The organism is Sphingobacterium sp. LZ7M1, from assembly GCF_024296865.1.
Lineage (GTDB): Bacteria > Bacteroidota > Bacteroidia > Sphingobacteriales > Sphingobacteriaceae > Sphingobacterium.
The window spans coordinates 1,399,027-1,424,139 of sequence record NZ_CP101134.1 but is presented as its reverse complement, the minus strand read 5'-3'; the positions used below and the strand labels follow the sequence as shown (position 1 = coordinate 1,424,139).

General features: G+C 40.8%; 22 protein-coding genes, 2 tRNA genes and 1 riboswitch. Of the genes, 16 read left to right on the top strand and 8 right to left on the bottom strand.

Annotation, left to right across the window (positions count from 1 at the left end; all coding sequences use genetic code 11):
• The first annotated feature begins 50 nt into the window (after positions 1–50).
• The 4 genes from secDF (at position 51) to NMK93_RS06025 (ending at position 5,310) form a co-directional block, all read left to right on the top strand.
• Positions 51–3,074, top strand: coding sequence for a protein translocase subunit SecDF (gene secDF, locus NMK93_RS06040; RefSeq protein WP_254528356.1), 3,024 nt, complete (start codon positions 51–53; stop codon positions 3,072–3,074).
• Positions 3,075–3,248: 174 nt separating this feature from the next.
• Complete coding sequence (locus NMK93_RS06035; protein ID WP_185217213.1) at positions 3,249–3,878, top strand: peroxiredoxin; 630 nt, start codon at positions 3,249–3,251, stop codon at positions 3,876–3,878.
• A complete protein-coding gene (gene gap, locus NMK93_RS06030; RefSeq protein ID WP_185217214.1) occupies positions 3,878–4,876 on the top strand; it encodes a type I glyceraldehyde-3-phosphate dehydrogenase in 999 nt (332 codons plus the stop codon). Before NMK93_RS06035 ends, gap begins: the two co-directional genes overlap by 1 nt.
• Entirely contained in the window at positions 4,873–5,310 is a 438-nt protein-coding gene (locus tag NMK93_RS06025) for a GNAT family N-acetyltransferase (RefSeq protein ID WP_254528354.1), read from the top strand. The genes gap and NMK93_RS06025 overlap by 4 nt, the downstream gene beginning before the upstream one ends.
• Before the next feature lie 4 nt (positions 5,311–5,314).
• On the opposite strand, the gene NMK93_RS06020 is transcribed toward NMK93_RS06025, so the two are convergent.
• The 5 genes from NMK93_RS06020 to NMK93_RS06000 all read right to left on the bottom strand — a co-directional run bounded on the left by NMK93_RS06020 (position 5,315) and on the right by NMK93_RS06000 (position 8,696).
• On the bottom strand, positions 5,315–6,085 hold the full coding sequence (locus tag NMK93_RS06020; RefSeq protein WP_254528352.1) for a TIGR02757 family protein: 771 nt from the start codon (positions 6,083–6,085) through the stop codon (positions 5,315–5,317).
• A 604-nt stretch (positions 6,086–6,689) separates the two neighbouring features.
• On the bottom strand, positions 6,690–7,688 hold the full coding sequence (obgE, locus tag NMK93_RS06015; RefSeq protein ID WP_185211481.1) for a GTPase ObgE: 999 nt from the start codon (positions 7,686–7,688) through the stop codon (positions 6,690–6,692).
• A 26-nt stretch (positions 7,689–7,714) separates the two neighbouring features.
• Positions 7,715–8,284 carry an adenylate kinase gene (locus NMK93_RS06010; RefSeq protein ID WP_254528350.1) on the bottom strand — a complete coding sequence of 190 codons (570 nt, stop codon included), beginning with the start codon at positions 8,282–8,284 and terminating at the stop codon, positions 7,715–7,717.
• 72 nt (positions 8,285–8,356) lie between these two features.
• A tRNA-Arg gene (locus NMK93_RS06005) sits at positions 8,357–8,430 on the bottom strand.
• Between the two features lie 192 nt (positions 8,431–8,622).
• A tRNA-Arg gene (locus NMK93_RS06000) sits at positions 8,623–8,696 on the bottom strand.
• Positions 8,697–8,834: 138 nt separating this feature from the next.
• Between NMK93_RS06000 and NMK93_RS05995 the strand changes: the two genes are divergently transcribed.
• Positions 8,835–9,662 (top strand): alpha/beta fold hydrolase, encoded by an 828-nt coding sequence (locus NMK93_RS05995; RefSeq protein ID WP_254528348.1) that lies wholly within the window; start codon positions 8,835–8,837, stop codon positions 9,660–9,662.
• Here the strand turns inward: NMK93_RS05995 and NMK93_RS05990 are convergent.
• Positions 9,659–10,528: a patatin-like phospholipase family protein gene (locus NMK93_RS05990; RefSeq protein ID WP_185217218.1), complete on the bottom strand. Its 870-nt coding sequence runs from the start codon at positions 10,526–10,528 to the stop codon at positions 9,659–9,661. The genes NMK93_RS05995 and NMK93_RS05990 overlap by 4 nt on opposite strands.
• A gap of 119 nt (positions 10,529–10,647) precedes the next feature.
• On the opposite strand from NMK93_RS05990, the gene NMK93_RS05985 reads away from it, so the two are divergent.
• The 3 genes from NMK93_RS05985 (at position 10,648) to NMK93_RS05975 (ending at position 12,875) form a co-directional block, all read left to right on the top strand.
• Positions 10,648–11,250 carry a TetR/AcrR family transcriptional regulator gene (locus tag NMK93_RS05985; RefSeq protein ID WP_185217219.1) on the top strand — a complete coding sequence of 201 codons (603 nt, stop codon included), beginning with the start codon at positions 10,648–10,650 and terminating at the stop codon, positions 11,248–11,250.
• A gap of 29 nt (positions 11,251–11,279) precedes the next feature.
• On the top strand, positions 11,280–11,912 hold the full coding sequence (locus tag NMK93_RS05980) for a nitroreductase family protein (RefSeq protein ID WP_185217220.1): 633 nt from the start codon (positions 11,280–11,282) through the stop codon (positions 11,910–11,912).
• Between the two features lie 348 nt (positions 11,913–12,260).
• Entirely contained in the window at positions 12,261–12,875 is a 615-nt protein-coding gene (locus NMK93_RS05975) for a sugar O-acetyltransferase (RefSeq protein WP_185211475.1), read from the top strand.
• A 736-nt stretch (positions 12,876–13,611) separates the two neighbouring features.
• Here NMK93_RS05975 and NMK93_RS05970 read toward each other — a convergent pair.
• Both NMK93_RS05970 and NMK93_RS05965 read right to left on the bottom strand, forming a co-directional pair.
• Positions 13,612–14,262, bottom strand: a complete 651-nt coding sequence (locus NMK93_RS05970) for a hypothetical protein (RefSeq protein WP_185211474.1) — start codon at positions 14,260–14,262, stop codon at positions 13,612–13,614.
• A gap of 68 nt (positions 14,263–14,330) precedes the next feature.
• Positions 14,331–14,942, bottom strand: a complete 612-nt coding sequence (locus NMK93_RS05965) for a WbqC family protein (protein ID WP_254528346.1) — start codon at positions 14,940–14,942, stop codon at positions 14,331–14,333.
• A 75-nt stretch (positions 14,943–15,017) separates the two neighbouring features.
• On the opposite strand from NMK93_RS05965, the gene NMK93_RS05960 reads away from it, so the two are divergent.
• From NMK93_RS05960 to NMK93_RS05925, 8 genes are all read left to right on the top strand, one after another.
• Complete coding sequence (locus NMK93_RS05960) at positions 15,018–15,884, top strand: lysophospholipid acyltransferase family protein (RefSeq protein ID WP_185211472.1); 867 nt, start codon at positions 15,018–15,020, stop codon at positions 15,882–15,884.
• A complete protein-coding gene (locus NMK93_RS05955) occupies positions 15,885–16,916 on the top strand; it encodes a glycosyltransferase family 2 protein (RefSeq protein WP_254528344.1) in 1,032 nt (343 codons plus the stop codon).
• 122 nt (positions 16,917–17,038) lie between these two features.
• Positions 17,039–19,057 carry an NAD-dependent DNA ligase LigA gene (gene ligA / locus NMK93_RS05950; protein ID WP_254528343.1) on the top strand — a complete coding sequence of 673 codons (2,019 nt, stop codon included), beginning with the start codon at positions 17,039–17,041 and terminating at the stop codon, positions 19,055–19,057.
• Positions 19,058–19,089: 32 nt separating this feature from the next.
• The gene (gene dapA, locus NMK93_RS05945; RefSeq protein ID WP_185211469.1) at positions 19,090–19,968 is read left to right on the top strand and encodes a 4-hydroxy-tetrahydrodipicolinate synthase; all 879 of its coding nucleotides are present in this window, start codon (positions 19,090–19,092) and stop codon (positions 19,966–19,968) included.
• A 90-nt stretch (positions 19,969–20,058) separates the two neighbouring features.
• The gene (locus NMK93_RS05940; protein ID WP_185211468.1) at positions 20,059–20,490 is read left to right on the top strand and encodes a hypothetical protein; all 432 of its coding nucleotides are present in this window, start codon (positions 20,059–20,061) and stop codon (positions 20,488–20,490) included.
• A gap of 223 nt (positions 20,491–20,713) precedes the next feature.
• Positions 20,714–20,827: riboswitch (SAM riboswitch) on the top strand.
• A 242-nt stretch (positions 20,828–21,069) separates the two neighbouring features.
• Entirely contained in the window at positions 21,070–22,377 is a 1,308-nt protein-coding gene (locus NMK93_RS05935) for an O-acetylhomoserine aminocarboxypropyltransferase/cysteine synthase family protein (protein WP_185211467.1), read from the top strand.
• A 44-nt stretch (positions 22,378–22,421) separates the two neighbouring features.
• A complete protein-coding gene (gene metX / locus NMK93_RS05930) occupies positions 22,422–23,483 on the top strand; it encodes a homoserine O-acetyltransferase (RefSeq protein ID WP_254528342.1) in 1,062 nt (353 codons plus the stop codon).
• Entirely contained in the window at positions 23,483–24,664 is a 1,182-nt protein-coding gene (locus NMK93_RS05925; protein WP_185211465.1) for a homoserine dehydrogenase, read from the top strand. The genes metX and NMK93_RS05925 overlap by 1 nt, the downstream gene beginning before the upstream one ends.
• Positions 24,665–25,113 lie beyond the last annotated feature (449 nt).

The following is a 25,113-nucleotide window of genomic DNA, read 5'->3' as shown; positions in this document are numbered from 1 at the left end:
TATTAAGCTTAAAAAAAACATAAAAAACCATAATTTATTACGATTAGACAATGAGTAAAGGGCTGATTAAATTTTTGGTGATAGTGGTTTCCTTAGCGTGCCTCTACTCCTTATCATTCACTTTTGTAACTAGAAAAGTTGAGAAAGACGCAGCGGAATACGCCAAAGGCGACATGGCTAAAGAAAAAGCCTACCTAGATTCCATTGCTGGTGAGGAAGTATATAATATAGGTATCGCTAAATTCACTTATCGCGAAGCAAAATCCAATGAAATTGCACTAGGCTTGGACCTAAAAGGTGGTATGAACGTTACAATGGAAATTTCATTGAACGAATTGATCGCCAATTTAGCAGACAATCCTAAGGATGCAAACTTCAACAAAGCATTAGAAAATGCAGTGAAAAAAAGTAAAACGACCAACACTTCGTTGATTGATTTATTTTTAAATGAATATAAAGCGACCGGTGCAAGCACGCCGATTGCTTCTTTCTTTGCTACAAAAGATAACTCCGCTGTAATCTCAGGTAACAGCTCTGAATCGGATGTCCGTAATTTCTTGGACAAAGAAGCTGACAACGCTATCCAAAACTCCTATAAAGTTTTGCGTACGCGGATCGATAAATTCGGTGTAGCTTCTCCAAACATCCAAATCCAACAAGGAACCAACCGTATCTTGATCGAATTGCCTGGTGTAAACGATGAAGAACGTGTTCGTAAGCTTTTACAAGGTTCTGCGAAATTGGAATTCTACGAAACTTACCAAAACCCACAAGTATATTCTTTATTAGAAAATGTGAACAGAACATTGGCAACGACCTTGAAAGCTGATAAACCAGCTGCAAACGTTGCTTCTGATTCTACTGCTGCTACTACAGCTGCAGACAGCACTAAGAAAGAAGATAACTTATTGGCAAAATTAGGGGCTAACCAAAAGTCTTCTGACTCTGCAAAAGCTGACTCTTCAGCTCAACCTAATGCAGCTGCTCTAGCAGACAATCCTCTATTTGCTGTATTATCTCCTTCTACCTTCAGCCAAAACGGCCAACAACAATTGGCACCTGGTGCTGTGGTAGGATATGCTAACTTGAAAGACACTGCTAAAGTAAATGCTTTGCTTGCTCGTCCAGAGGTAAAATCGATTATCCCTGCTAACTTGAAATTGTTATGGGCTGTAAAACCTGAAAACAATGCAAAGGATTTCCTTTCGTTATATGCGATCAAAACTACTGGTGCTGAAAACGGTCCTGTAATGACGGGCGAGGTTATTACCGATGCTCGTGACGGATTCGACCAACAAAACAGCCCTATCGTTTCTATGGAAATGAACGCTGATGGTGCTCGTCAATGGAAACGTGTAACTGCCCAAGCGGCACAAAACAGAGACGCTATCGCTATCGTATTGGATGGTGTCGTGTATTCTGCTCCTGGAGTAAACGAAGAAATCCCTAACGGTAATTCTCAAATCTCAGGTAACTTCACTATTGAAGATACCAAAGACTTAGCTAACGTATTGAAAGCTGGTAGGCTTCCAACAACTGCTAAGATCGTTGAAGAAGCTATCGTAGGTCCTTCATTAGGTCAAGTGGCGATTGATTCAGGTGTAAACTCAGCAGTTATCGGTATCATCGTTGTTATGGCGTTCATGATCGCTTATTACAACCGTGCAGGTATTGCTGCAAATATTGCTGTAATCTTCAACGTATTCTTCTTAATGGGAGTTCTTGCTTCCTTGAATGCTGTACTGACCCTACCTGGTATCGCAGGTATCGTATTGACGATGGGTACCGCGGTGGATGCAAACGTACTGATCTATGAACGTATGCGTGAGGAACAAGCACTTGGTAAATCTCCGCGTCAGATTGTTGCCGATGGTTATAAACATGCCATGCCTTCGATCCTTGACTCGCAGATCACTACATTCTTGGTAGGTTTGATCCTATTCTTTACAGGTTCTGGTCCTATCCAAGGTTTTGCAACGACGTTAATGATCGGTATTATTACCTCTTTGTTCACAGCGATCTTCATCACACGTTTGATTTTCGAATACATGTTGAGCAAAGACATGAAAATCACTTTGTCTTTCCCTTGGTCAAACCATACCTTGAAAAATGCCAACTTCCAATTCATCAAGAAAAGAAAAGTTGCATACGGAATTTCAGTTATAGCGGTGATCCTTTCATTTGCTGCTATCATGGTCAAAGGTTTCTCTTACGGAGTTGACTTCCAAGGTGGTCGTACGTATACCGTTCGTTATGATCAAAACGTTGTTCCTGATAATGTTCGTGAGAACCTAGACAATGTATTTGGTACAACAACAGAGGTTAAGACTTTCGGTAGTGAAAACCAATTGCGTATCACTACTTCTTACCATATTGAAGAAACAAGCGATGAAGCTGACAATGAAGTATTAGGTAAATTGAATGAAGGACTTTCCAAAATTCAAGGAAACAAATATGAAATCCTATCGCAACAAAAAGTAGGACCAACCATTGCAAGTGACATCCGCGACCGTGCTATCTATGCGTCAATCTTATCGATTATCGTAATTGCAGCATATATCTTGATTCGTTTCCACAAATGGCAATATTCAGCTGGTGCAGCTATTGCAACAGTTCACGATGCGATCATCCTATTGGGGCTATTCTCGATCTTAGATGGTATCGTACCGTTCTCATTGGATATTGACCAACACTTCGTTGCAGCGATCCTAACCGTATTAGGTTACTCGGTGAACGACACGGTGGTTGTATTTGACCGTCTACGTGAATACTTGAAGAAACCAAATGCACACCATGAGGACATGGGTACTACCATCAACAAGGCGATCAATTCTACATTGAGCCGTACCGTGATTACATCTTTGACTGTAATCTTCGTGTTAGCTGTATTGTTCGTCTTTGGTGGCGAGGTTATCCGTGGTTTCTCATTCGCTATCCTTGTGGGTATCGTAGTAGCTACTTACTCTTCTATCTTCTTGGCAGCTCCTGCTATTTATGACCTAAGTGCTGGTAAACACTTAGCAGACTCTGCAAAAGAAAAAGACAAAAAACAAGCTAAAGTAGTAACTCCATAATACTTGGAATCTACCTGAAAAATAGAAGGCCCTGAACATTCAGGGCCTTTTTTTATGCAATCTTAAATCCTTCGGTCAGAATAGGCCATTTATTATGTCAAAATAATGTTTATTCTAGGATCGCAGCCGGCATACTCTATATTTTTTATTAGTTTTGAATCTTAAACACAAGACATGAGAAATAAATTAATCCTATCCTCTCTTTGCCTTTCTTTAGGTGTATTAGCTGTGGGATGCAATAACCAACCGCAGAAAACAGAAAATACGGAAGCGCATGATGAACATGCCGGCCATGACCATGCTGCCCATGACCACTCAGCACATGAGCAAACGCCACAATCAAGCAACCCTGCTCCTGCTGCTCCCCAAACAACAAAAGCTGCGGCATTGAGTATCCCTGAGTTCAATTTTTATAAAGTAAAATCTGGAATCTCTTATACCAAGGCCGATCTGCCGGCTGGAAAGAATACCGTATTCGTACTGTTCGATCCAGGATGTAGCCACTGTCAAAATGAAACCAAAGGTTTAGCAAAGAATTACGATAAGATCAAGGACATCAATGTGATCTATGTATCCATGAATGACCCAGCTCTGATGGCGCAGTTCTTCACAACCTTCGGTAAAGAACTTGACGGAAAACCAAATGTTCAAATGCTGTGGGATAGAAACCAAGAGTTTGTTCAAAAGTTCCATATCCCGAATATGTTCCCTGCCAATTATGTTTATGGTCCAGACGGCCAATTAAAAACTTATTGGGAAGGTGAAAAAAACATCAATGAAGTAATTGCTGAATTTAACAAATAATGAGAATTGCCATCAATGGTTTTGGCCGTATTGGCCGCCATACCCTCAGAAATCTACTGAACAGAAACCTCGACCAGATGGAGGTTGTTGCCATTAATGACCTTGCAGATGCAAAGACATTGGCACATTTATTCAAATACGATTCGGTCCATGGGCCATTGAATCGAACGGTAGATTTTGATGGAAATCATTTGATCATTGATGGCAGATCCATCCTGATATTAAACCAGAGAAATCCAGAAGACCTACCATGGAAAGATCTGGATATTGACGTGCTGGTGGAATCTACAGGTTTCTTCGTCAAGGCAGAATTGGCAGCAAAACATCTGGACGCTGGCGCAAAACAGGTGGTCATATCTGCTCCTTCTCCCGACAAAGAGATCCCGACCCTAGTATTAGGCATCAACGATAAGGATTTTGATTGGAACAGCCCAATTTTCTCTAATGCATCCTGTACAACCAACAATGTTGCGCCATTGATCAAGATCTTGGATGAAAACTGGGAAATAGTAGATGGCTATATCACAACGGTACATTCCATGACCGGTGACCAGAATTTACATGATGCACCCCATCGAGATCTTAGGAGATCTAGGGCCGCATCAGCATCCATTATACCGACAACCACCGGAGCTGCAAAAGCCATCACCAATGTCTTCAAACATCTAGATGGTAAACTTGGAGGCGCCGGAATCAGGGTGCCTGTCCTAAATGGTTCTCTAACGGACTTCACCTGCAACCTAGCCAAAAAAACTACGGTGGAAGAAATCAACCAAAAATTTAAGGAAGCTGCAGAAGGTGAATTAAAGGATGTACTATACTATACGGAGGATCCCATCGTCTCCGTCGATATCATCAATAATCCCTATTCCTGCGTCTTTGATTCGGAACTGACCAGTATTGTGGGAGGCTTGGTCAAAGTTGTAGGCTGGTATGATAATGAATTTGGCTATTCTAACCGCTTGGTGGATATCCTCCAAAAATTATCGAATCGATGATCCGATTTATCCAAGTTGATGATGCTTTGCCGTTAAGAAGCGCTGTATTGCAAAAAGGCAAAGCTCTGGAACTTTGTATCAACCCCGAAGATTTAAGGCCAGACAGCTTCCATTTAGGGCTGTATGACGATGAAAACCAATTGCAATGTATTCTGACCGTTCACAGAACCAACAATCCCAAGCTTCCACATGAAGGGTACCGTTTGCGGGGAATGGCAACTGCCCCCGAAGCCAGAAGAAAAGGCTATGCAAAAGAATTATTAGGAGCGGCGATCTACCATATCAAATCCCAGTTACATGGAGATTATCTATGGTGCATTGCCCGTGAAACAGCATATCCCTTTTATTTGGATATGGGATTTGAATTTATATCTGATGAATTCGAATATAAGGATGCGGGTAAGCACAAGGAAATGTATATCCCCTTTTACTAAGTGCCTATAACTCCCCAGCAACTCCCAGTCCAAACAAAGCAAAATCATATTTAACAGGATCCTTGGGATCCAAGGACCGCAGATTTTCGGTCAGTTCCAAGGCTGTTTTCCAATTTACTTTATCCGATTGGATCAACCCAAACTTCCGGCCTACCCTTTCCACATGCACATCGCAAGGACAGATCAGGTCTTTGGCATCAATCCTCTTCCAGATCCCGAAATCCACGCCCTTATCATCTTTCCTAACCATCCAGCGAAGGAACATATTCAAACGCTTACAACTTGATTTCTGCATTGGCGAGCTCACATGCTTCCGGGTCCTTTCCGGAAAATCCGCCAAAGAGAAAAAATAAGATTTGAAACCATTTAAGGATTGCTCCACAGTAAACTCCTCTCCTGCCTCCATCTGCAAAAAGGCATCTTCCAAGCTATCGAAATGATGGTAATGGTAATGGAAAAAACTGATGAAGTAAAGGAGATCGGTATCATTGAAGGTCCTATGTTTGAAACCTAACATATTTTTCAGATCATGCCCCTGATGGTTCAGCATAAAATCATAGGGACTGCCATCCATACGTTGGATAAGCTCATTACATTTATTGATAATGGTTTTCCGTTGTCCCCAAGCCAATATGCTCGCAAAGAACCCCATGATTTCAATATCCTGCTTTAATGAAAATTGATGCGGAATACTGATGGGGTCATTAGGAATAAAATTCGGTTGGTTGAATTCCTCCACTTTACGGTCCAAAAATTCCTTTAATGATAAATCCATTGTTGCGAAAATAAGGAAAAAAGACAGGAGTTTCGAGGGAGAGTTTGAACCAGGATTGAAGGGATGGGAGGATGGACCAAGATTTGGGCATGAACCAGGATTCAATGGATGGGAGGATGGACCAAGATCAAAATTCCCGTATATGTTCGGCATATTTGATAGGAGCGTATCGCCTACAGCCACTTTATGATTTTGTATGTATAAGCGTACAGGTCCTCCATCTTCGATGGGGATGACAGCAGGTATTTGGACATTTACTTACAGATTCTTCACTTTTCGTTCAGAATTGGAAATGTGCTAAAGAGCATTCTGAGAAACGCGAAGAATCTATACGGTTCTCCTCCCACCGACCCTGTCATCCTTGACCGAAGGTCAAGGAACTGTACGCCAATCGCAGCTATAACCGAGGGCTAAGAAACTGTATGTGACAAAATAAATGATGGAATTATTATTGGAAGTTTGGATTGTTCCGAGATGTTTCGTTCCTCAACACGACAGAAAAAATAAAGATTTCCAGCGGAATGTCTGCCATAATCTTGGTCTATCCTCGAATCTCTTGAATCCTGGTTCAAAAAAAAGCCATCTTTCGATGGCTTTCATATCATTAAGAATTGATTTCTTTCCAGATCATGTCCTTCAGTTGCTGGATATTTTTTCCGGTAACGGAAGAAATAAATAGGTAAGGAATTCCTTTCGGTACTTGAAGGGCCATTTCCTTTTCCAGTTCTTCATCCAGCATATCCGATTTACTGATTGCCAAAAGCTTTGGCTTATCCAATAATTCCGGATTATAGGCGGTCAATTCATTCAATAGGATCTCGTATTCTTCAGCGATGCTACGGTCAGTATCTGCAGGCACCAAGAAAAGCAGTACCGAATTTCTTTCGATATGTCTCAGGAAACGGTGTCCTAAGCCTTTACCTTCAGATGCCCCTTCGATAATTCCGGGGATATCGGCCATTACAAATGACTTCCCATCACGGTAACTTACGATCCCTAGATTTGGCACCAAGGTCGTAAAGGGGTAATCTGCAATTTCAGGTTTTGCTGCCGATACCACAGATAGTAAGGTCGATTTACCCGCATTTGGGAATCCCACCAAACCAACATCTGCCAATACCTTCAATTCCAGGATCATCCACTCTTCGATACCCGGTAATCCCGGTTGAGCGAATCTCGGCGTTTGAACGGTAGAAGACTTAAAGTGCCAGTTACCCAAACCACCTTTTCCTCCCGGAGTCAAGATCTTGGTTTCTCCATCTTCGGTGATTTCGAACAGGACCTCTCCAGTTTCGGCATTCTTGGCAACGGTACCTAGTGGCACCTCCAGGATTTCATCCTTACCGTTTGCACCGGTACGCAAAGCACTTCCCCCAGATTCACCGGGTTCAGCAATAATATGTTTTCTGAATTTCAGGTGCAATAAAGTCCAGTGCTGATGCGACCCTTTCAGGATAATATGTCCACCGCGACCACCATCACCACCGTCAGGTCCCCCTTTTGCCGTGTGTTTATCACGGTGCAAATGGGCTGATCCGGCACCTCCGTGTCCAGAACGGCAACATACTTTTACATAATCAACAAAATTTGACCCCTGAGCCATATCTCTCCCTATTCAGAATATTTTTATTAATAATTATCGATAACGTTTGAAAGGTCGGCAAAAATCGTTTCGATTTCACCGATACCGTTCACTTTTGTCAACTTACCTTGATTTTCGTAGTAAGGCAACACATGAATGGTCTTTCCGAAGTATTCTTCGATACGTTTTTTCAATTTGTCAGCTGCATCATCCGCACGTCCTGAAATCTCCTGACGCTTAGCGATACGCTGGGTAAGTTCCTTTTCATCCACATCCAATGCAATCACTCCAGTGATCGATGTATTGTTCGCTTCCAAAAATTTATCCAATGCCTCTGCTTGAGCTACTGTACGTGGGAATCCATCAAAAATAAACCCTTTAGCTTCAGGATTGTTTTTCAACTCCTCTTCCAACATAGAAATTGTAATCGAGTCAGGAACCAAATTACCATCAGCAATGATCTGACTCACTTCTTTGCCCAGTGGAGTCTGATTTTTGATGTGCCCTCTGAACATATCTCCAGTAGAAATATGGTGCAAGGCATATTTATCGATCAATTTAGCCGATTGGGTCCCCTTACCTGCCCCCGGAGGTCCGAATAAAACTAGGTTTAGCATAATGTGTTGTTATTTTTTTAGATGTAAAAAAACAAAAGCCTAATCCCGTATAAGAATTAGGCTCTTTCCAAGTGCGCTCAAAGGGAGTCGAACCCCTAACCTTCTGATCCGTAGTCAGATGCTCTATCCAATTAAGCTATGAGCGCGGCAACCAATACTATACGACTGACGCCCTTTCTGTTTTGGTGATGCAAATATAAGGAAATAATATCCTCAGCAAAATTTTTTTTCACATTTAAAACCAATTCCTTTCAGCCTCAATGACTTATTTTTCCCCTTTTCGCTACGGGAATTCAATTTTTAAAGGAAGATGTTATGGCTGTGTTTATAAAAGAAAGTGCGCTCAAAGGGAGTCGAACCCCTAACCTTCTGATCCGTAGTCAGATGCTCTATCCAATTAAGCTATGAGCGCATTCTTTAAAGGACAAATTGTCCTTTGAGGTGGCGCAAATATCGGGACTTTTTTAGATTTTCCAAATCCTTTTTCCCTTTTTTGATCATTTTCAAACTATATTTTGCTTATCGTGTTGATATTTATATATTTAAAATTATGGCGGAACGTATAATTAAAAGCAACAAGATCCGGATTGGAGATATCAGTATCTCCTATTATATCAAAAAGGCCAGCGAACAACCTGAAAAAACGATCATTTTCCTACATGGTTTTCCCTTCAATAAAAAAATGTGGCGAGATCAGCTCGAAAGTTTAGAAGATAACATTACTGGTATTGCAGTCGATATTCGCGGACATGGAAATACAACAAAAGGTCATGGATTTTTTTCCATCGATGTATTTGCTAAAGACCTCGGCGTATTCATGCGCAAACTTGAAATTGACAAAGCTGTCCTCTGTGGGGTTTCCATGGGAGGCTATATAGCCCTAAGGGCCTATGAATTGTATCCAGATCGGATTTCTGGACTGATCCTCTCCGATACGCACAGCAAACCCGATGAAAATGCAGGTAAACAGAAGCGTTTTGATGCCATACAGGCAGTATTGCAATATGGTCGCAGACCTTATGCCATTGGATTTATTGCCAACCTGTTCTCGAAAAAAAGCATTGATTCCAATCCCGAAGCCATCGAATTGATCAAGAGCAGTATCCGAAGGAACAGCATCGAATCCATCTGTGCAACCTTGCTGGCACTGGCAGCCCGAACGGACACTACGGAAGTCCTTCCAAAGATCAATGTTCCCACTTTAGTGGTTCGCGGAAAAGAAGACAAGATCACCCCCGCCAATCTCATGGAAGAACTGTCAAAAGGAATCAAGGGTTCAAAATATATTGAAATGGAAGATTGCGGGCACCTTCCAAACCTGGAACATCCTGAGGAGTTTAATCTCCACATGAATAAATTATTGCTAGAGGTCGATTAAACGACCTCTTTTTCTTTCTCTTTTTCTTTAGGAGTTTTGCTGTTTTTCTTGGTCTCCTTCTTTTTTATCGGTACATCAGGAACCACTTTGTCCGTTAGCTCCTTCCCTTTCTCGATCATAAAAGATGCTTTGTCATAGTCCCAAATCCCTGCGATATTATGGGGAATATTGATCACGTAATCGGGCTTGTACAGTTCAACCGATAGTTGGCTCAATCGTCTACGCATCATAAAATAGGACTCCTGAAGCATGGATATGGCATTCAGTCCTTTTGCACCATTGTATGGCCCATATTCAGCATCCGGTTTGCCATCGAGATTGACCGCAATAATGATGTTCCTTCGCTTCCTCCTGACGTAATTGATGGGCAATGGATTGATGACCCCTCCATCCACCAGGTTCCAGTCCTCGCTTTCTATACTGGTAAAAACAGCTGGAATGGCAATGGAAGCCCGAATGGCTTTGTAAACGCTCCCTTTATCAAACACAACTTCTTTTTCGCTTACCATATCGGTCGCGATGGCCCGAAATGGAATATCCATATCCTCGATGTTCTTATCCGGGAAGATTTCTTTCAGGGATTCAAAGACCCTCTCGCCTTTGAGCAGCCCAAACTTTGGATTGGTAAAATCCATCAGTTTAAAGACCTGCCTTCGGGTAATGGACCGCATCCATTCTTCCAGTTTCCCCATTTTCCCTTCGACATAGGCCGCTCCAATCAAAGAACCGATCGAACATCCTACCACCTCATCAATTTCATATCCTTTCTCCTCTAAACTACGAATTACCCCAATTTGAACCAGTCCACGAGCTCCGCCGCTGCCTAAGACCAATGATACCTTGCGTTTACTTTTTAAGAAGTTCATCCTTAAAGTTAGAATTTATTTCCCGAAGCTCATTGTCATTTTGATGTATGTTTTTAATAGATGTTTGCAACATATAAATATCATTGTTACTTTTGCTAACACTGTTAACTAAATGCAGCATGGGACTTACAGAAAGAAAACTCAGACAACAGCAAGAACTTAAGGAACAGATCATCGTCTGCTCCCGAGAAATCGTCGAAAAAGAAGGTTGGGCGTCACTTTCCATCCGAAAGATTGCAGATGCCATCGAGTATTCTGTCCCTGTGATCTACAAGCATTTTGAAAATAAGGAGGCTATTTCTGCTTATTTCGTAAAGGAAGGATTTATCCAATTACTGGATTCCATCAATCAAGAGATAGACCCTCAAGAAAACATCGCAACAAAGATCAAACAGCTTTCGGTTGGATATTGGTTGTTCGCCGCAAAATACCCCAAACATTATGAGATCATGTTTGGTCTGGGAATCCCAACCTGCGAAAAAACCAACGAATCGGAAGAGATAAAAAGGGTATCTAACCTGATGTTATCCCTGATCGATGAAGCGATCAAGGCCAGCGGAAAGAAGGACCTTGACCGATACCTCAAACTGAAGACCCTATGGTCTATCCTGCATGGCATTGTCGCCATGGACTTGCTAGCTCTGAGCAGCAAGGAAAACATCTGTCCATCGGCTGTCCTTGCGGACGCCATAGATGGCTATATCAAATCTATATTGATTTAACGTAAAATACTATCATAAATTTCAAGAGAATGAGCTTACTACAAGATTTACAATGGAGATACGCTACTAAAAAAATGACAGGAGCGGCTGTAGAACAAGAGAAAATTGATTACATAACCGAGGCAGCTAGGCTTGCCCCCACTTCTTCTGGCTTACATCCTTTCAAGGTAATCGAAATCAGCAACCAAGAGATCAAAGAACAGATTCTCCCTTTAGCATATAACCAATCGCAGATCGTTGACTCTTCACACCTGTTGATCTTTGCGGCATACGATGAATACACCCAAGAGCGCGTGGATTCAGTGTTCTTACAACAGGAGCAAGAACGCGGATTGCCTGCTGGCTTCGCAAATGACTATAAGAACAACTTGATGACCAGGTTCAATAGTCAGACGAAAGACCAGCATTTTGAACACGCTGCACGCCAGGCCTACATTGGTTTTGGTATCGCGATTGCCGCTGCTGCTGAACAACGTGTTGATGCCACTCCGATGGAAGGTTTTAACAGCCAAGCCCTGGACCAATTCCTAGGACTTAATGAATTAGGTTTACGTTCTGTAACCATCTTGGCTTTAGGTCACCGCGACGAATCAAAAGATTGGTTGGTAAACTTGAAGAAAGTGAGGATTACCAAAGAGAACTTCGTGATCAGCAAAAACTAAAAGTTCATCCAACATATTTGAAGAGGCCTTGATAGATTCGTGGCCTCTTTTGCATACCTTTATTCCGAACTCGATCAGACGACCGAAAAGGCCTCCAATTTTTAAGGGCAAAGCCAAGGCTTCAGAAGAAAGTTTTTTAGCCAATTTACCCATTCAAACTTTACCCTTATTCGAGACATATTTCGAATTTTCCGAATATGGCTCGAATAAGGGTAAAGCTTCTCCCGAAGCTTATTCTTAGCCAAAATCTTATCCACAACAAAGAAAATGCGACAAGTTATGCCGCTAATTTTGCCTCGAACCAGCCATTTTTTGTATATTAAATCAGTAATCAACAAGACAAAACAGATGAATAAAAGCTCAAAAGAAAAGATGATCGCTGGCGAACCCTATATCGCTTCGGGAGATGAACTATATAAAGAAAGGCAACATGCCAAAGTGGAATTACAGAAGTTCAATCTAATGGACCCTACAAAGATCAAGGCGAGAAACCAGATCATCAAACAATTGTTTGGGAAGACCACAAGCCGATTCTTTATTGAGCCACCATTCTATTGTGATTATGGATACAATATTGAAATCGGTGATAATTTCTATTCCAACTATAATCTGACCATTTTGGACTGTGCCAAGGTAAAGATCGGGGATAATGTGATGATCGCTCCAAATGTAAGCCTGTTCACCGCTGGACATCCCGTTGATCCTGTATTGCGGGTTGAAGGTTGGGAATATGCACTACCCATTGAAATTGGTGACAATGTCTGGATCGGAGGCAATACGGTGATCAACCCTGGTGTGAAAATCGGCAGCAATACAGTGATTGGCTCTGGTTCTGTCGTAACCAAGGACATTCCCGAAAATGTAGTTGCGGCAGGAAATCCTTGTCGGGTATTGCGGGAGATCAATATCAGGGATAAGGTATACTACTTTAGGGACTTGAAATATAATTTTGAGGAAGAGTAATTTGGGGATAGACCCCAAGCGGCAATGTCGTTAAATTTAGGTTTTTTTGTGTCATGCTGAGGAACGAAGCTTCTCGGAGAAATGCGAACCTTCAAAAAGAAATACATTCATTGCTGTATTGGCGAACAGGTCCTTTACCTTCGGTAAAGGATGACAAGCATATTTTTATAAGAACCGTACAGATTCTTCACTGATCGTTCAGAATCGGAAGTGTGCTAAAGAGAGATTCAGAGTGAAACGAAGAATCTATTTTTGTGTTTTTAGGAAAATTTGATCATTCCAAAATCGTAAGTTGAGGAAACTATTTCAAATGAAGATTTGATAGTTCCTAGACCCTTCGTTTCACCCCCAGGTGTCACTAAAAGTTAAAAACTTGTCATCACAGGAATCCAAAAAATAAAAATACCTGAGATTGGGGATCTCAGGTATTTTTCCAAACCAATTATTAACCTAAATTATGAAATTATGAATTTACTATCTAAACGGTAACTAAATCGCTTTATTATAAGCGATTGAATATTTTTTTATTTTTACTGGAAGGTCTAAAAACAAAAATACCCGGAGCGGAGAACTCCAGGTATTTTACCAAACCAATTATTAACCTAAATATTTTCTATTTATCTAGATAGTGTATTAACGACATATACCTTGCCATATTGTGCGAAATCATAAAAAAAAGACCGCTTTTTTTGAAGAATATACATATCACATTGATTATCAGGAAAATAGTTTTATATTATTTTGAAATAACTTCTACAACTTTATCACTTAATTTAGTAATATCGGACTTCAGACCGACCATTATTGAAAGCACATTAACCGGATTTCCCTGCATTTTCCTAAAATTGTGCAGGTAACCTACTTCCATGCCCAAGAAGAATCCCTTGAACTTATAGTCCGACCCTACCCCCATTTTTATGGCCGGGGATATACTGTACTCGTAATTAAGTTCTACCGTACCGTCCCCTTTATCTTCAGAACGCGGTTCCATATTAAGCGCTCCGGAAGGACCTAAATAAGCATAGGTATTCAAGCGTTCCCATTGCTTACGCATCCCTCCTGCCAAACTCAATACATACATCGTAGACCTTGCATTCTTTAAGACCCGGTTGTATTCTGAATCATCCAATAGTTGATCGTAGCCGAAACTCAACATGTACAGGGTGGGTTGCAGGTAATATTTTGGATTTTTCAAGGAGATATCCAGACCCATACTTCCCGTAAATAGCTTTGTGGTGAGGACGTTCTTGGTTTTCCCCAAAGGAAATGAAAGGCCCGTTCCTCCAAAATAGTACACTTTACGGTAATGTAGGGTATCAGCACCTGTTTGTGCAAATGCTGAAATCGCCATAAAAAAGCAAAAGCAGATCAATACAATTTTCTTCATGAAATAGACTGTTAAAAAACAGAACGCTAAACATAAAGAAATTGTTTCAAGAAGAAAATAAAAACTGATTAGAAATAGTTTTTCGACTGGGGTCCTTGACTGAACAAAAGGTCTATAGTACTCAAATTAGGGAGAAACCCATTCTTATCTTCAAACAACTGATAATATGGCTTTTGTTGCTGTATTAGGGAAGGCAATTTAGGATGGATTGCTTTCCGAAAATCTATTTGGTTAGGCGATTCTGCCTCATATTTTTCACTGAGCACAATTTCACGGTTGATCTTTAGTAATTTAAGGATCAGCTTCAATTGGTCCACATTAAACTCCAGGAGATGGCTATATTCCTTTTCGTAAAATTCACGGAAATCATCCTCATAGTATTCAAAATAGGCCGAGCTACGGTAAGCTGTCTGAATACTTAACCAATGCAGCCTTTGCCAAGGATGGTCGTAATTGATCAAAACATCCTTCATGACCTGTCTCTGTTTTTTACCGTGCTGTATAGGCACTAACAAATCCAACACCCCATTTGCTGTAGCAATTTGGGTTCGGGTACGGAAGGTCTGTTTGGGAAAGTTTTCAAACTGTTCCACGATAATGGGACCATCGTTATTTTTTATGGTTTGTAAATAACTGATATTAGGCAGGTAGAGTGCCGGTAAAAGAATTCCTGTTGACATAAACGAATATTCACTTCAATTTGTCCGCAAAAATAACTTTATTTGGGGATATTTGTAAAGTACTTTAAAATTGGCATGAAGGAAAAACTGATTTACGGGACATTGTATTTGCTATCACTTCTGCCCTTTTGGTGCCTTTACCTGATCTCCGACTTCCTTTTCGTCCTGATTTACTATGTATTTGGCTATCGTAAGAAAGTGGTCTTTGAGAACCTGAGGAATGCATTTCCAGAGAAACCCGAGGAAGAGATCAAACAAATAGCCTATAAATTTTACCGTTATTTTCCCGATCTATTGGTGGAATCGGTAAAAATGGCGACCATCAGGCCCGAAGAAGTCATCAAGCGCATCGAATTATTGAATCCTGAGGAGGTATATCAATATACGGACCAAGGGAAAGGGGTGATTGGGGTGACCTCACATTATGGGAACTGGGAGTTATCGATCCACCGTTTGTCGTTGATGATGGATGTACCCGAGCTGATTGTCTACAAACCTTTAAACAATAAAGTCTTCAATAAGATTCATAATCAGATCCGTTCACGGTTTGGAGCAGAAATGGTTCCCATGAAACAGATCTTAAGACATATTATAAAGTTGAAAAATGTTCCGCATATTAGTATGTTTGTAGCGGACCAGACACCTACCTATCAGGATTCTGATTATTTCATGGAATTTTTGAACCAAGACACCTTGGTTTATACAGGTGCCGAGCGTATTTCACGATTGACGAAGTTTCCGGTGGTTTTCTGTGAGGTCAGGAGAAAGAAGAAAAGAGGATATTACAGCTGTAAGTTTACCACCTTGGTGGAAAATCCAGATGTGTATCCAGAACATGAGATTACCCATATCCATAATAGGTTTACGGAAGAAATCATCCGTTCCGAACCTGCCTATTGGTTATGGTCCCATCGTAGATGGAAGCGTAAAAGAAGAAATTAAATGTCAAATTACCCGAAAGTTGCCGTTGTCATATTAAATTGGAACGGGAAGTATTTCTTGGAGAAATTCCTTCCTTCGGTATTTAATAGTACATACCCAAATATAGAGTTTATTATCGGCGACAATGGATCGACCGATGATTCCATTAGTTATGTGGAGGAGAACTTCCCCATGTTCAAGATCATTCGCAACAGCGAGAACTTAGGTTTTGCTGGCGGATACAATGAAATCTTGAAGAAAGTGGAAGCGGATTATTACATCCTATTGAATTCAGATGTAGAGGTTTCAGAGAACTGGGTTGAACCAGTCATCGCATATATGGAGCAAGACCCATTATTGGTAGCCTGTCAACCTAAGATTCAGGCATATCATAGCAAGGGGGAATTTGAGCATGCAGGCGCTGCCGGAGGCTATATTGATTATTTTGGATTTCCATTCTGTCGAGGGCGGATCTTGGATAAAGTTGAAAAAGACCAAGGCCAATATAATGATGCCCAAGAGGTGTTCTGGGCGACAGGTGCCGCACTGTTCATTAAATCCAAGGCTTGGAAAGAAGCAGAAGGATTTGATGCTGATTTCTTTGCACATTTTGAAGAAATCGATCTTTGCTGGAGATTAAAGCGAATGGGTTACAAGGTGGGCTATTGTCCAGATTCCATTGTCTACCATGTGGGAGGAGGAACCTTAAAAACCAGCAATCCGCAGAAGACCTATCTCAACTTCCGGAACAATTTGGTCATGATGCAAAAGAACCTACCGGTTGCTGCTGGGATTTGGAAAATATCCTTAAGATTATGGTGGGATCTTTTTGCTTTAATCAAGTTTCTTTTTGATGGAAAAACGGCGGATGCTTGGGCTGTAAGCCGTGGTCATCAGTATTTTTTCAAGAATTTCTTCAAAACAGCAAAGAAAAGAAAGAAATATGCACAAAAAGAGAACAATAAAGGACAATATAAGAACTCCATTATTTGGGATTATTACATGAATAAAATCCATAAATACAGCGACCTTCATGAAAATAATTTCCATTAATCGCGAAAGTCCTGAATTATCTTTTCCCATATAATTTTCATTGTTTAGCAACACATTACGGGAGTAGCCAAATTTTGTTTTAAATTATTTTACCCTTAATATATTTTGTATTTTCGTGGTCTATGTCAATTGATATTCAAGCGAAGATAACAGAACTTACACGTGAGCTGAACGAATATAATTATCAATATTATGTTTTAGCGCAACCCTCCATTTCCGATTACGATTTTGACCATAAATTAAAGGAACTGGAAGCGTTGGAACTCCAATATCCTGAATTCAGAGACCCTAACTCCCCTACCCTAAAAGTTGGCGGAGATATCACACAAAGATTCCAAACGGTTCGTCATAAATGGCCAATGATGTCATTGGGCAATACCTATAACGAACAGGAGTTAAAAGACTTTGACAACAGGGTCAGGAAGGTAGTTGGTGATCAGGTTCAATACGTTGCTGAATTGAAATTTGATGGTCTTTCCATTTCTATTTCATTTGAAAATGGAAAATTGGTCCAGGCTGTCACCCGCGGGGATGGAACCCAAGGTGATGATGTGACCAACAATGTGAAGACCATCCGCAGCATACCGCATCAACTGAGGAAAGGCGACTATCCTGAAAGCTTCGATATCCGTGGGGAGATCTTTATGCATAAATCGGCCTTTTTGAGGTTGAACAAAGAAAGGGAAGAAAATGGAGAGCAGACCTATGCCAATCCAAGGAATTTTGCTTCTGGGACCATCAAGTTACAGGACTCCTCGGAGGTTGCAAAAAGACCATTGGACTGTTTCCTTTATTTTCTGTACTGTGATAACAGAAACAAATTATTCCACGACCACTGGCATAGCATTGAGGAAGTGAAATCATGGGGATTTCCAGTTTGCGAACATAGTAGACTGTGCAATTCCATCGAGGAAGTACTGGAATTTATCCATCATTGGGATGAGGCCAGACACCAACTTTCCTATGAGATCGACGGAATCGTGATCAAAGTAAATGACTTTGCACAACAGGAAGAATTGGGCTTTACGGCAAAATCTCCGCGTTGGGCAATTTCCTATAAATTTAAAGCGGAGCGGGTTGAAACGATCTTGAACAGCATCAGCTATCAAGTTGGGCGTACAGGGGCGGTGACTCCCGTAGCGAACCTGAAACCAGTCCTGTTGGCTGGAACAACAGTAAAGCGGGCTTCACTGCACAATGCCAATGAAATCGAGCGACTGGGCTTGCACGAGCATGATACGGTCTTTGTAGAAAAGGGCGGCGAGATCATTCCAAAGATTATTTCAGCAAACGTTGAAAAGCGTCGCGACGGAGCTAAACCATTTGAATACCCTACTCAATGTCCAGAATGTGGCACAACCTTGATCAGGGAAGAAGGCGAAGCAGTTCATTATTGCCCGAATGAGGATGGCTGTAAACCGCAGATTGTAGGAAAGCTGCAACATTTCATCGGCAGAAAGATGATGGATATACAAGGCTTAGGCGATGAAACCATCGAAACGTTCTTCAAGCTAGGATTGATCCGAAAAATTTCGGACATCTATACCCTAAAAGATAGGGAGCCTGAACTGGTCGGCATAGAAAGATTCGGGCAAAAGTCCATAGACAATATGCTGAAAGGTATCGAGCAATCGAAGAATAAGCCCTTTGAGAAAGTATTATTTGGTTTGGGCATCCGACATATCGGTGAGACCGTAGCCAAGAAATTGGCGCAGCATTTCAAAAACATCGATGCGATCCGTGCTGCTACCGTAGATGAAATTCTTTCTGTTCAGGATATAGGCTTGCGCATAGCCGAAAGCATCAATGCCTATCTGGTTAATCCAGAGCATTGGGAAGAGATCGAAAAACTAAAGGCCATGGGTTTACAGTTTGAGATTGAAGAAAAGGAAGTGTTATTAGCTAGCGATAGTCTCTTGGGCAAAACCTTTTTGATATCGGGCGTATTTGCGGACCATTCCCGGGAAGAATTGACAGAACTGATTGAGTCGCATGGCGGAAAGATGTTGAGCAGTATTTCTTCAAAACTGAACTATCTGGTGGCAGGAGACAAAATGGGACCATCGAAATTAGCGAAGGCAGAAAAACTTCAGGTTCCGATGATCTCGGATGTTCAGCTCCTGGCGATGATCAATAAATAAGAATAAAATAAATAAATAAATATACATAAACGATGAACGAGCTTCAAGGTGCGGGAGTGGCATTAGTCACTCCATTTCACGCAGACGGCACAGTAGATTACGAAAGCCTCGGCAATCTGATAGATTTTCAGATTGAAGGTGGCATTGATTATTTGGTTTCATTGGGTACCACTGGAGAAACAGCTACCCTAACCCAAGATGAACGAAAGAAGCTGTGGCAATTTACTTCGAAGCACGTTAATAAGCGTATTCCATTGGTAGCTGGAATTGGTGGAAACAACAGCTATGAAATCGTGGAGCAGATCAAGAACTTTGAGATCCTTGACTATGCTGCGATCCTTTCGGTTTCTCCATACTATAACAAACCAACACAAGAAGGCATCTATCAGCATTACAAAGCAATCGCGGAGGCATCTAAACTTCCTATTATCCTTTATAATGTACCAGGAAGGACGGGCAGCAATATAAGTCCAGCGACTACCGTTCGTTTGGCCAAGGATTTCAAAAATATTGTAGCGACCAAGGAAGCATCGGGGAATTTTGCACAGTTCAGTGAGATCCTTCGAGATAAACCAAAGGACTTTCTCCTGATTTCTGGGGATGACCCCGTTACATTGCCTATGATGGCGATGGGTGCGGCCGGAATCATTTCGGTTGTCGGCAATGCCTACCCTACCAAAGTTTCAGCCTTGGCACATCTATGTCGCGAAGGAAACTATGTGGAAGCAAGGGCCATTCACTTGGAATTATTGAAGATCATTGACCTTTGTTTTATTGAGGGAAATCCTGCTGGTGTCAAATATATCCTAGAAAAGAAAGGGATTGGCAAAGACCATGTTAGGCTTCCATTGGTTCCGGTAAGTGACAAGACCAAGGAAGCAATCGATGCAGAGATGCAGCTACTAGGTTAAAAAAAATATAAGGTTGGCAATGGAAATTCGCCAACCTTTTTTATTTTTAGGTATTCTTTTTGTTACCAAATAGAAACTGAATCAAAAAAAATGGAAACAACTAACCCACAACCTAGCACTAAAGGTTCAAAGTTCAAGAAATTCATCAGCTGGTTTTTACTTATTCTATTTCTGGCTTTTGCTGGATTTGTTTATTTCAAATATTATTTTGTATTTGGAGAAGGCGTTAAATCTGGCGTTTTGAATTATGCGGTAAAAAAGGGAAATTTATTCAAGACCTACGAAGGAAAGCTGATCCAAGAGGGAATCCGTTCGCAAAAGACCGGGACCGGTCTTTCGAGCAATGAATTTGAATTCTCCATTGAAAACGACTCAGTTTTCCATATCTTGGAACTAAATAGCGGGAAAGCCTTTGACCTTCATTATAAGGAATATCATGGCGTATTACCATGGCGTGGGAATACACGCTACGTGGTAGACAAAATCATTCAAATGCGTGATGCGAAGACAACTACCTTTTAGTTGATCGGAAATATATATCAGAAAAATATTGGGGCTTCAACCGACGTTAGAGAAGGGACTAACAAAGGTTGAAGCCCTGGTCTTTATAGGGAAAAGTGGTAATGGGATCTGCCAAAGAATAAACTTTTCAGAAAAAGATTGCAAAATTAAATTTCGTGAACTATATTTGCGGAGTACTTCGATAGTGGTACGCTAATCATTACCTCTCTAAAAAGATGGTCTTGATTTATAAAGAAGTGGCGAGAGACTGGCTCAATGACCCACTGGCAACCTTCAATAAGGATTGAAAAGGTGCCAATTCCTGTCCGAGGCAATAAAGCCCAGGAGCATATAAATGAAATAGACTATGACTTCAAAATTTTCAAAATCGGAATTAGTGTATCTTGTTGGAAAACCAGCAACAGATCTCAACATTCAATTTATTTCCAGCTGTATTATTTGCATTACCCGAATGCGATAGTCGTCACTATGTTTGAGCACGAGGAAAAAGTGCAAAAATAATAGAGTACAGACGACCAATAGCATAGCAAGAAAGGAAATCATATATTCAATTTACTAACATCAATAATCAACATAAAAATGGCAGACAACAAAAATCTTAAATTTGAAACACTACAAGTGCACGCAGGTCAAGATGTAGACCCTACAACTGGATCCAGAGCATTACCTATATATCAGACTACCTCCTATGTTTTCGAAAATGCGGAACATGGCGCGAATTTATTTGCCCTTAAGCAATTTGGAAACATCTATACGCGGATCATGAATCCAACTACGGATGTTTTTGAAAAACGTATCGCGGCATTAGAAGGTGGTGTGGCAGCTGTAGCTGTGTCTTCTGGTCAGGCAGCACAATTCTTGGCCTTGACCAATATCCTCGAGGCAGGTGAAAACTTTGTTTCAGGATCAAATCTTTACGGAGGTACCTATAACCAGTTCAAGGTTTCTTTTAAGCGATTAGGCATTGAGGCAAGATTTGCTGAAGATTCGGATGCAGATAAAATTGAAGCCTTGATCGACGATAAAACTAAAGCGATCTATGTAGAAACGATTGGGAATCCGAGTTACAATATTCCTGATTTCGAGCGTATCGCATCGGTTGCCAAGAAACATGACCTACCATTGATCGTGGACAACACTTTTGGTGCTGGCGGTTATCTGTTCAAACCATTGGAGCATGGCGCCAATGTGGTTGTAGAATCGGCAACAAAATGGATCGGTGGTCACGGAACGAGTATTGGTGGTGTGATTATCGATGGCGGTAACTACAACTGGGGAAATGGTAAATTCAAACAATTCTCAGAGCCTTCTGAAGGTTACCATGGTTTAGTATTCTCGGATGTATTCGGTGAAGGCGGACCGTTTGGGAACATTCAATTTGCTATCCGCGCTCGCGTTGAAGGATTAAGAGATTTCGGCCCTGCCCTATCTCCATTCAATTCATGGCTTTTGGTACAAGGTCTGGAGACCTTGTCTCTTCGTGTTCAACGCCATGTTGACAATACCTTGGAAATCGCACAATGGTTGGAAGCACATCCACAAGTAGAGCAAGTAAGCTACCCAGGATTGAAAAACCACCCATACCATCAGAATGCACAAAAATATCTGAAAAACGGATATGGTGCGGTATTATCCTTTACCATCAAAGGTGGAGTTGATAAGGCGAATGAGTTCATTGACTCTTTGGAATTGATCAGCCATTTGGCGAACGTAGGAGATGCGAAATCCCTGATTATCCATCCTGCGGCAACGACACACCAACAATTGAGTGCAGAGGCGCAGAAAGCAGCTGGAGTTGCTCCAGGTCAATTGAGACTTTCGGTGGGTATCGAGCACATCGACGATATTAAAGCAGACTTAACACAAGCATTTGACAAAATCAAGTAAGTGGGGGCTTAACTGATTTTTTAGGAGGAAGATAATTAAAGAGAATGAGTGTAAAGACTTTCGGATATAGCCAAGACTTCGAATTAGAGAGTGGTAAAAAACTGGCAAACCTACAGATAGCCTACCATAGCTATGGAAAGCTAAATGAGGATAAATCCAATGTAATTTGGGTATGTCATGCATTGACTGCAAATTCAGATGTTTTTGACTGGTGGCCAGGATTATTTGGCGAAAATGAGTTATTCAACGATAAGGATTATTTCATTATCTGTGCCAATGTACTGGGCTCACATTATGGGACGACGAATCCCCTATCCATTGACCCTGACACCAACCTACCCTATTATTCGGACTTTCCTCAGTTCACGATCAGAGATATTGTTAAAGCACATGGACTATTAGCTGATCATCTAGGGATCCAAGAAATCAACACCTTGATTGGAGGATCTCTAGGCGGTCAACAAGCTTTGGAATGGACGGTATCCAAAACCATAAAGATCCATAATCTGATTGCTATCGGAACAAATGCGTTTTTCTCACCGTGGGGTATCGCATTCAATGAAAGCCAAAGGCTTGCGATCGAAGCAGATTCCAGCTTTAAAGAGCAAAGGAATGATGCTGGATTGAACGGATTAAAGGCGGCCCGCAGCATGGCATTATTGTCGTATAGGACATACAATGCCTATGGAACGACCCAAGTGGAATCGGACCATGACAAAACAGACGCTTACAAAGCATCCTCCTACCAAGCCTATCAAGGGGATAAATTAGTCAAGAGATTCAATGCATTTTCCTATTGGTATTTGACCAAAGCCATGGATAGCCATCATCTAGGCAGAGGACGTGGACAGGTGGAGCAAGTATTAAGCTCAATTGAGGGCGTCAATGCCCTGATCATAGGTATTCCTTCGGATGTGCTATTCCCTCCACAAGAACAGGAATTCATCGCGAAACATATTCCAAATGCGGAATACTATGAGCTGCATTCCTTTTTTGGACATGATGGCTTCTTGATTGAAACAAAAACCCTGACTCAAGTCATAGGCAACTTTCTTGAGAAACATAATACAAAAGCAGAAAATCACTTAAATTTAATTAAAGAATAATGAGTAAGAAACTTACCATCGGGATGTTTGGATTTGGTGTGGTGGGACAAGGTTTATACGATATCATAAAAACAAAGAACCTAAACTTAGAGATCAAGAAATTTGTTATCAAGAACGCGGATAAAAAAAGGACCTTGCCTGCGGAATTGTTTACCACAGATGCCAATGCTATTCTGGAAGACCCAGAGATCAATACCGTTGTTGAATTGATCGATGATGCCGAAGCTGCTTTTGAGATTACAAAAAGAGCATTGACAACAGGAAAGAATGTTGTTTCTGCCAATAAAAAAATGATCGCTACCCATCTAGAGGAATTGACCGAGATCCAAAATCAACATGGTACTTCCCTATTATATGAAGGAGCAGTCTGCGGTAGTATCCCTATCATCAGAAACCTAGAAGAATACTATGACAACGAGCTTTTACACTCTGTAAGCGGTATCTTCAATGGTTCTTCCAACTACATCCTTTCCAAGATCTTCAATGAAAACCAAAGCTATGATGAGGCATTGAAAAGAGCCCAGGAATTAGGATTTGCAGAAACTGATCCGACATTGGATGTTGGTGGATATGATCCCAAATACAAATTGGCCATTGTAGCATCTCATGCCTATGGCATTTACATCAACCCGGACGAAATCCTGAATTTAGGGATCGACACATTGGGCAATGCCGATATCAGATATGCCAGAGAGAAAAACTATAAAATTAAATTGATCCCTTTGGCCAAGGAGATAACAAATAACAAGGTCGTTCTTTATGTTCTCCCTAAATTTATCTCCAAAGGCAATATCTTGCAGAATGTAGAAAACGAATACAATGGGGTATTGGTTAAAGCTGCGTTTGCCGATGAGCAATTTTTCTATGGCAAAGGAGCCGGTGGCCACCCTACAGGTTCTGCAGTACTTTCAGATATTGCTGCATTAAGATATGATTACAAATACGAGTACAAAAAACATTTAGAGGCACAACAGGTGGAATATTCAACTGACTACGCTCTAAAAGTTTATTTCCGATATGAAGATGAGGATGTTTTGGAAAACATTGATTTTATCAGTATTTCTGAGCGGTTCTTTAGCGATGATCATAAATATGTGATTGGAACCATTAATCTTCAAGAAATTATCGCCAAGCGCGAAATTATCCATCAACAGGGTAATTTTTTAGCTGAAATCATTTAATTCCATTTTAAATTAAGATAGAAAGTGTTTTTCCTGAAAAGGATTAACACTTTTTTTGTTTTAGAACGATTTCTATTTAGGCCATAAAGAGGTTGAAATACAATCAGATACCCTTCTATTTCATTTGAAAATTTTTGTTTTTTGAAATAAAAAAACAACTAAATGGATGACAATTACGTTTTCAGGGTAACATTATCATTACAATAGCGGATTTTGGCATTTAATAGGTTAAATAATTGTTAATACATTTGCTTTGTCATGGTTTTTGCGTTATATTATTCGTATATTATTATATAAACTTAAAAAACAAATTGATCATGAGAAAGTGGAATGTGTTAGTACTACTAAATGCAGTATCTATTGGTTTGTTTGCACAGGACAACACCAACGCTAGCACGAGTGAGGGATCTGCATTACCGTATTTAATAATCGGAATTATAGTTTTGACC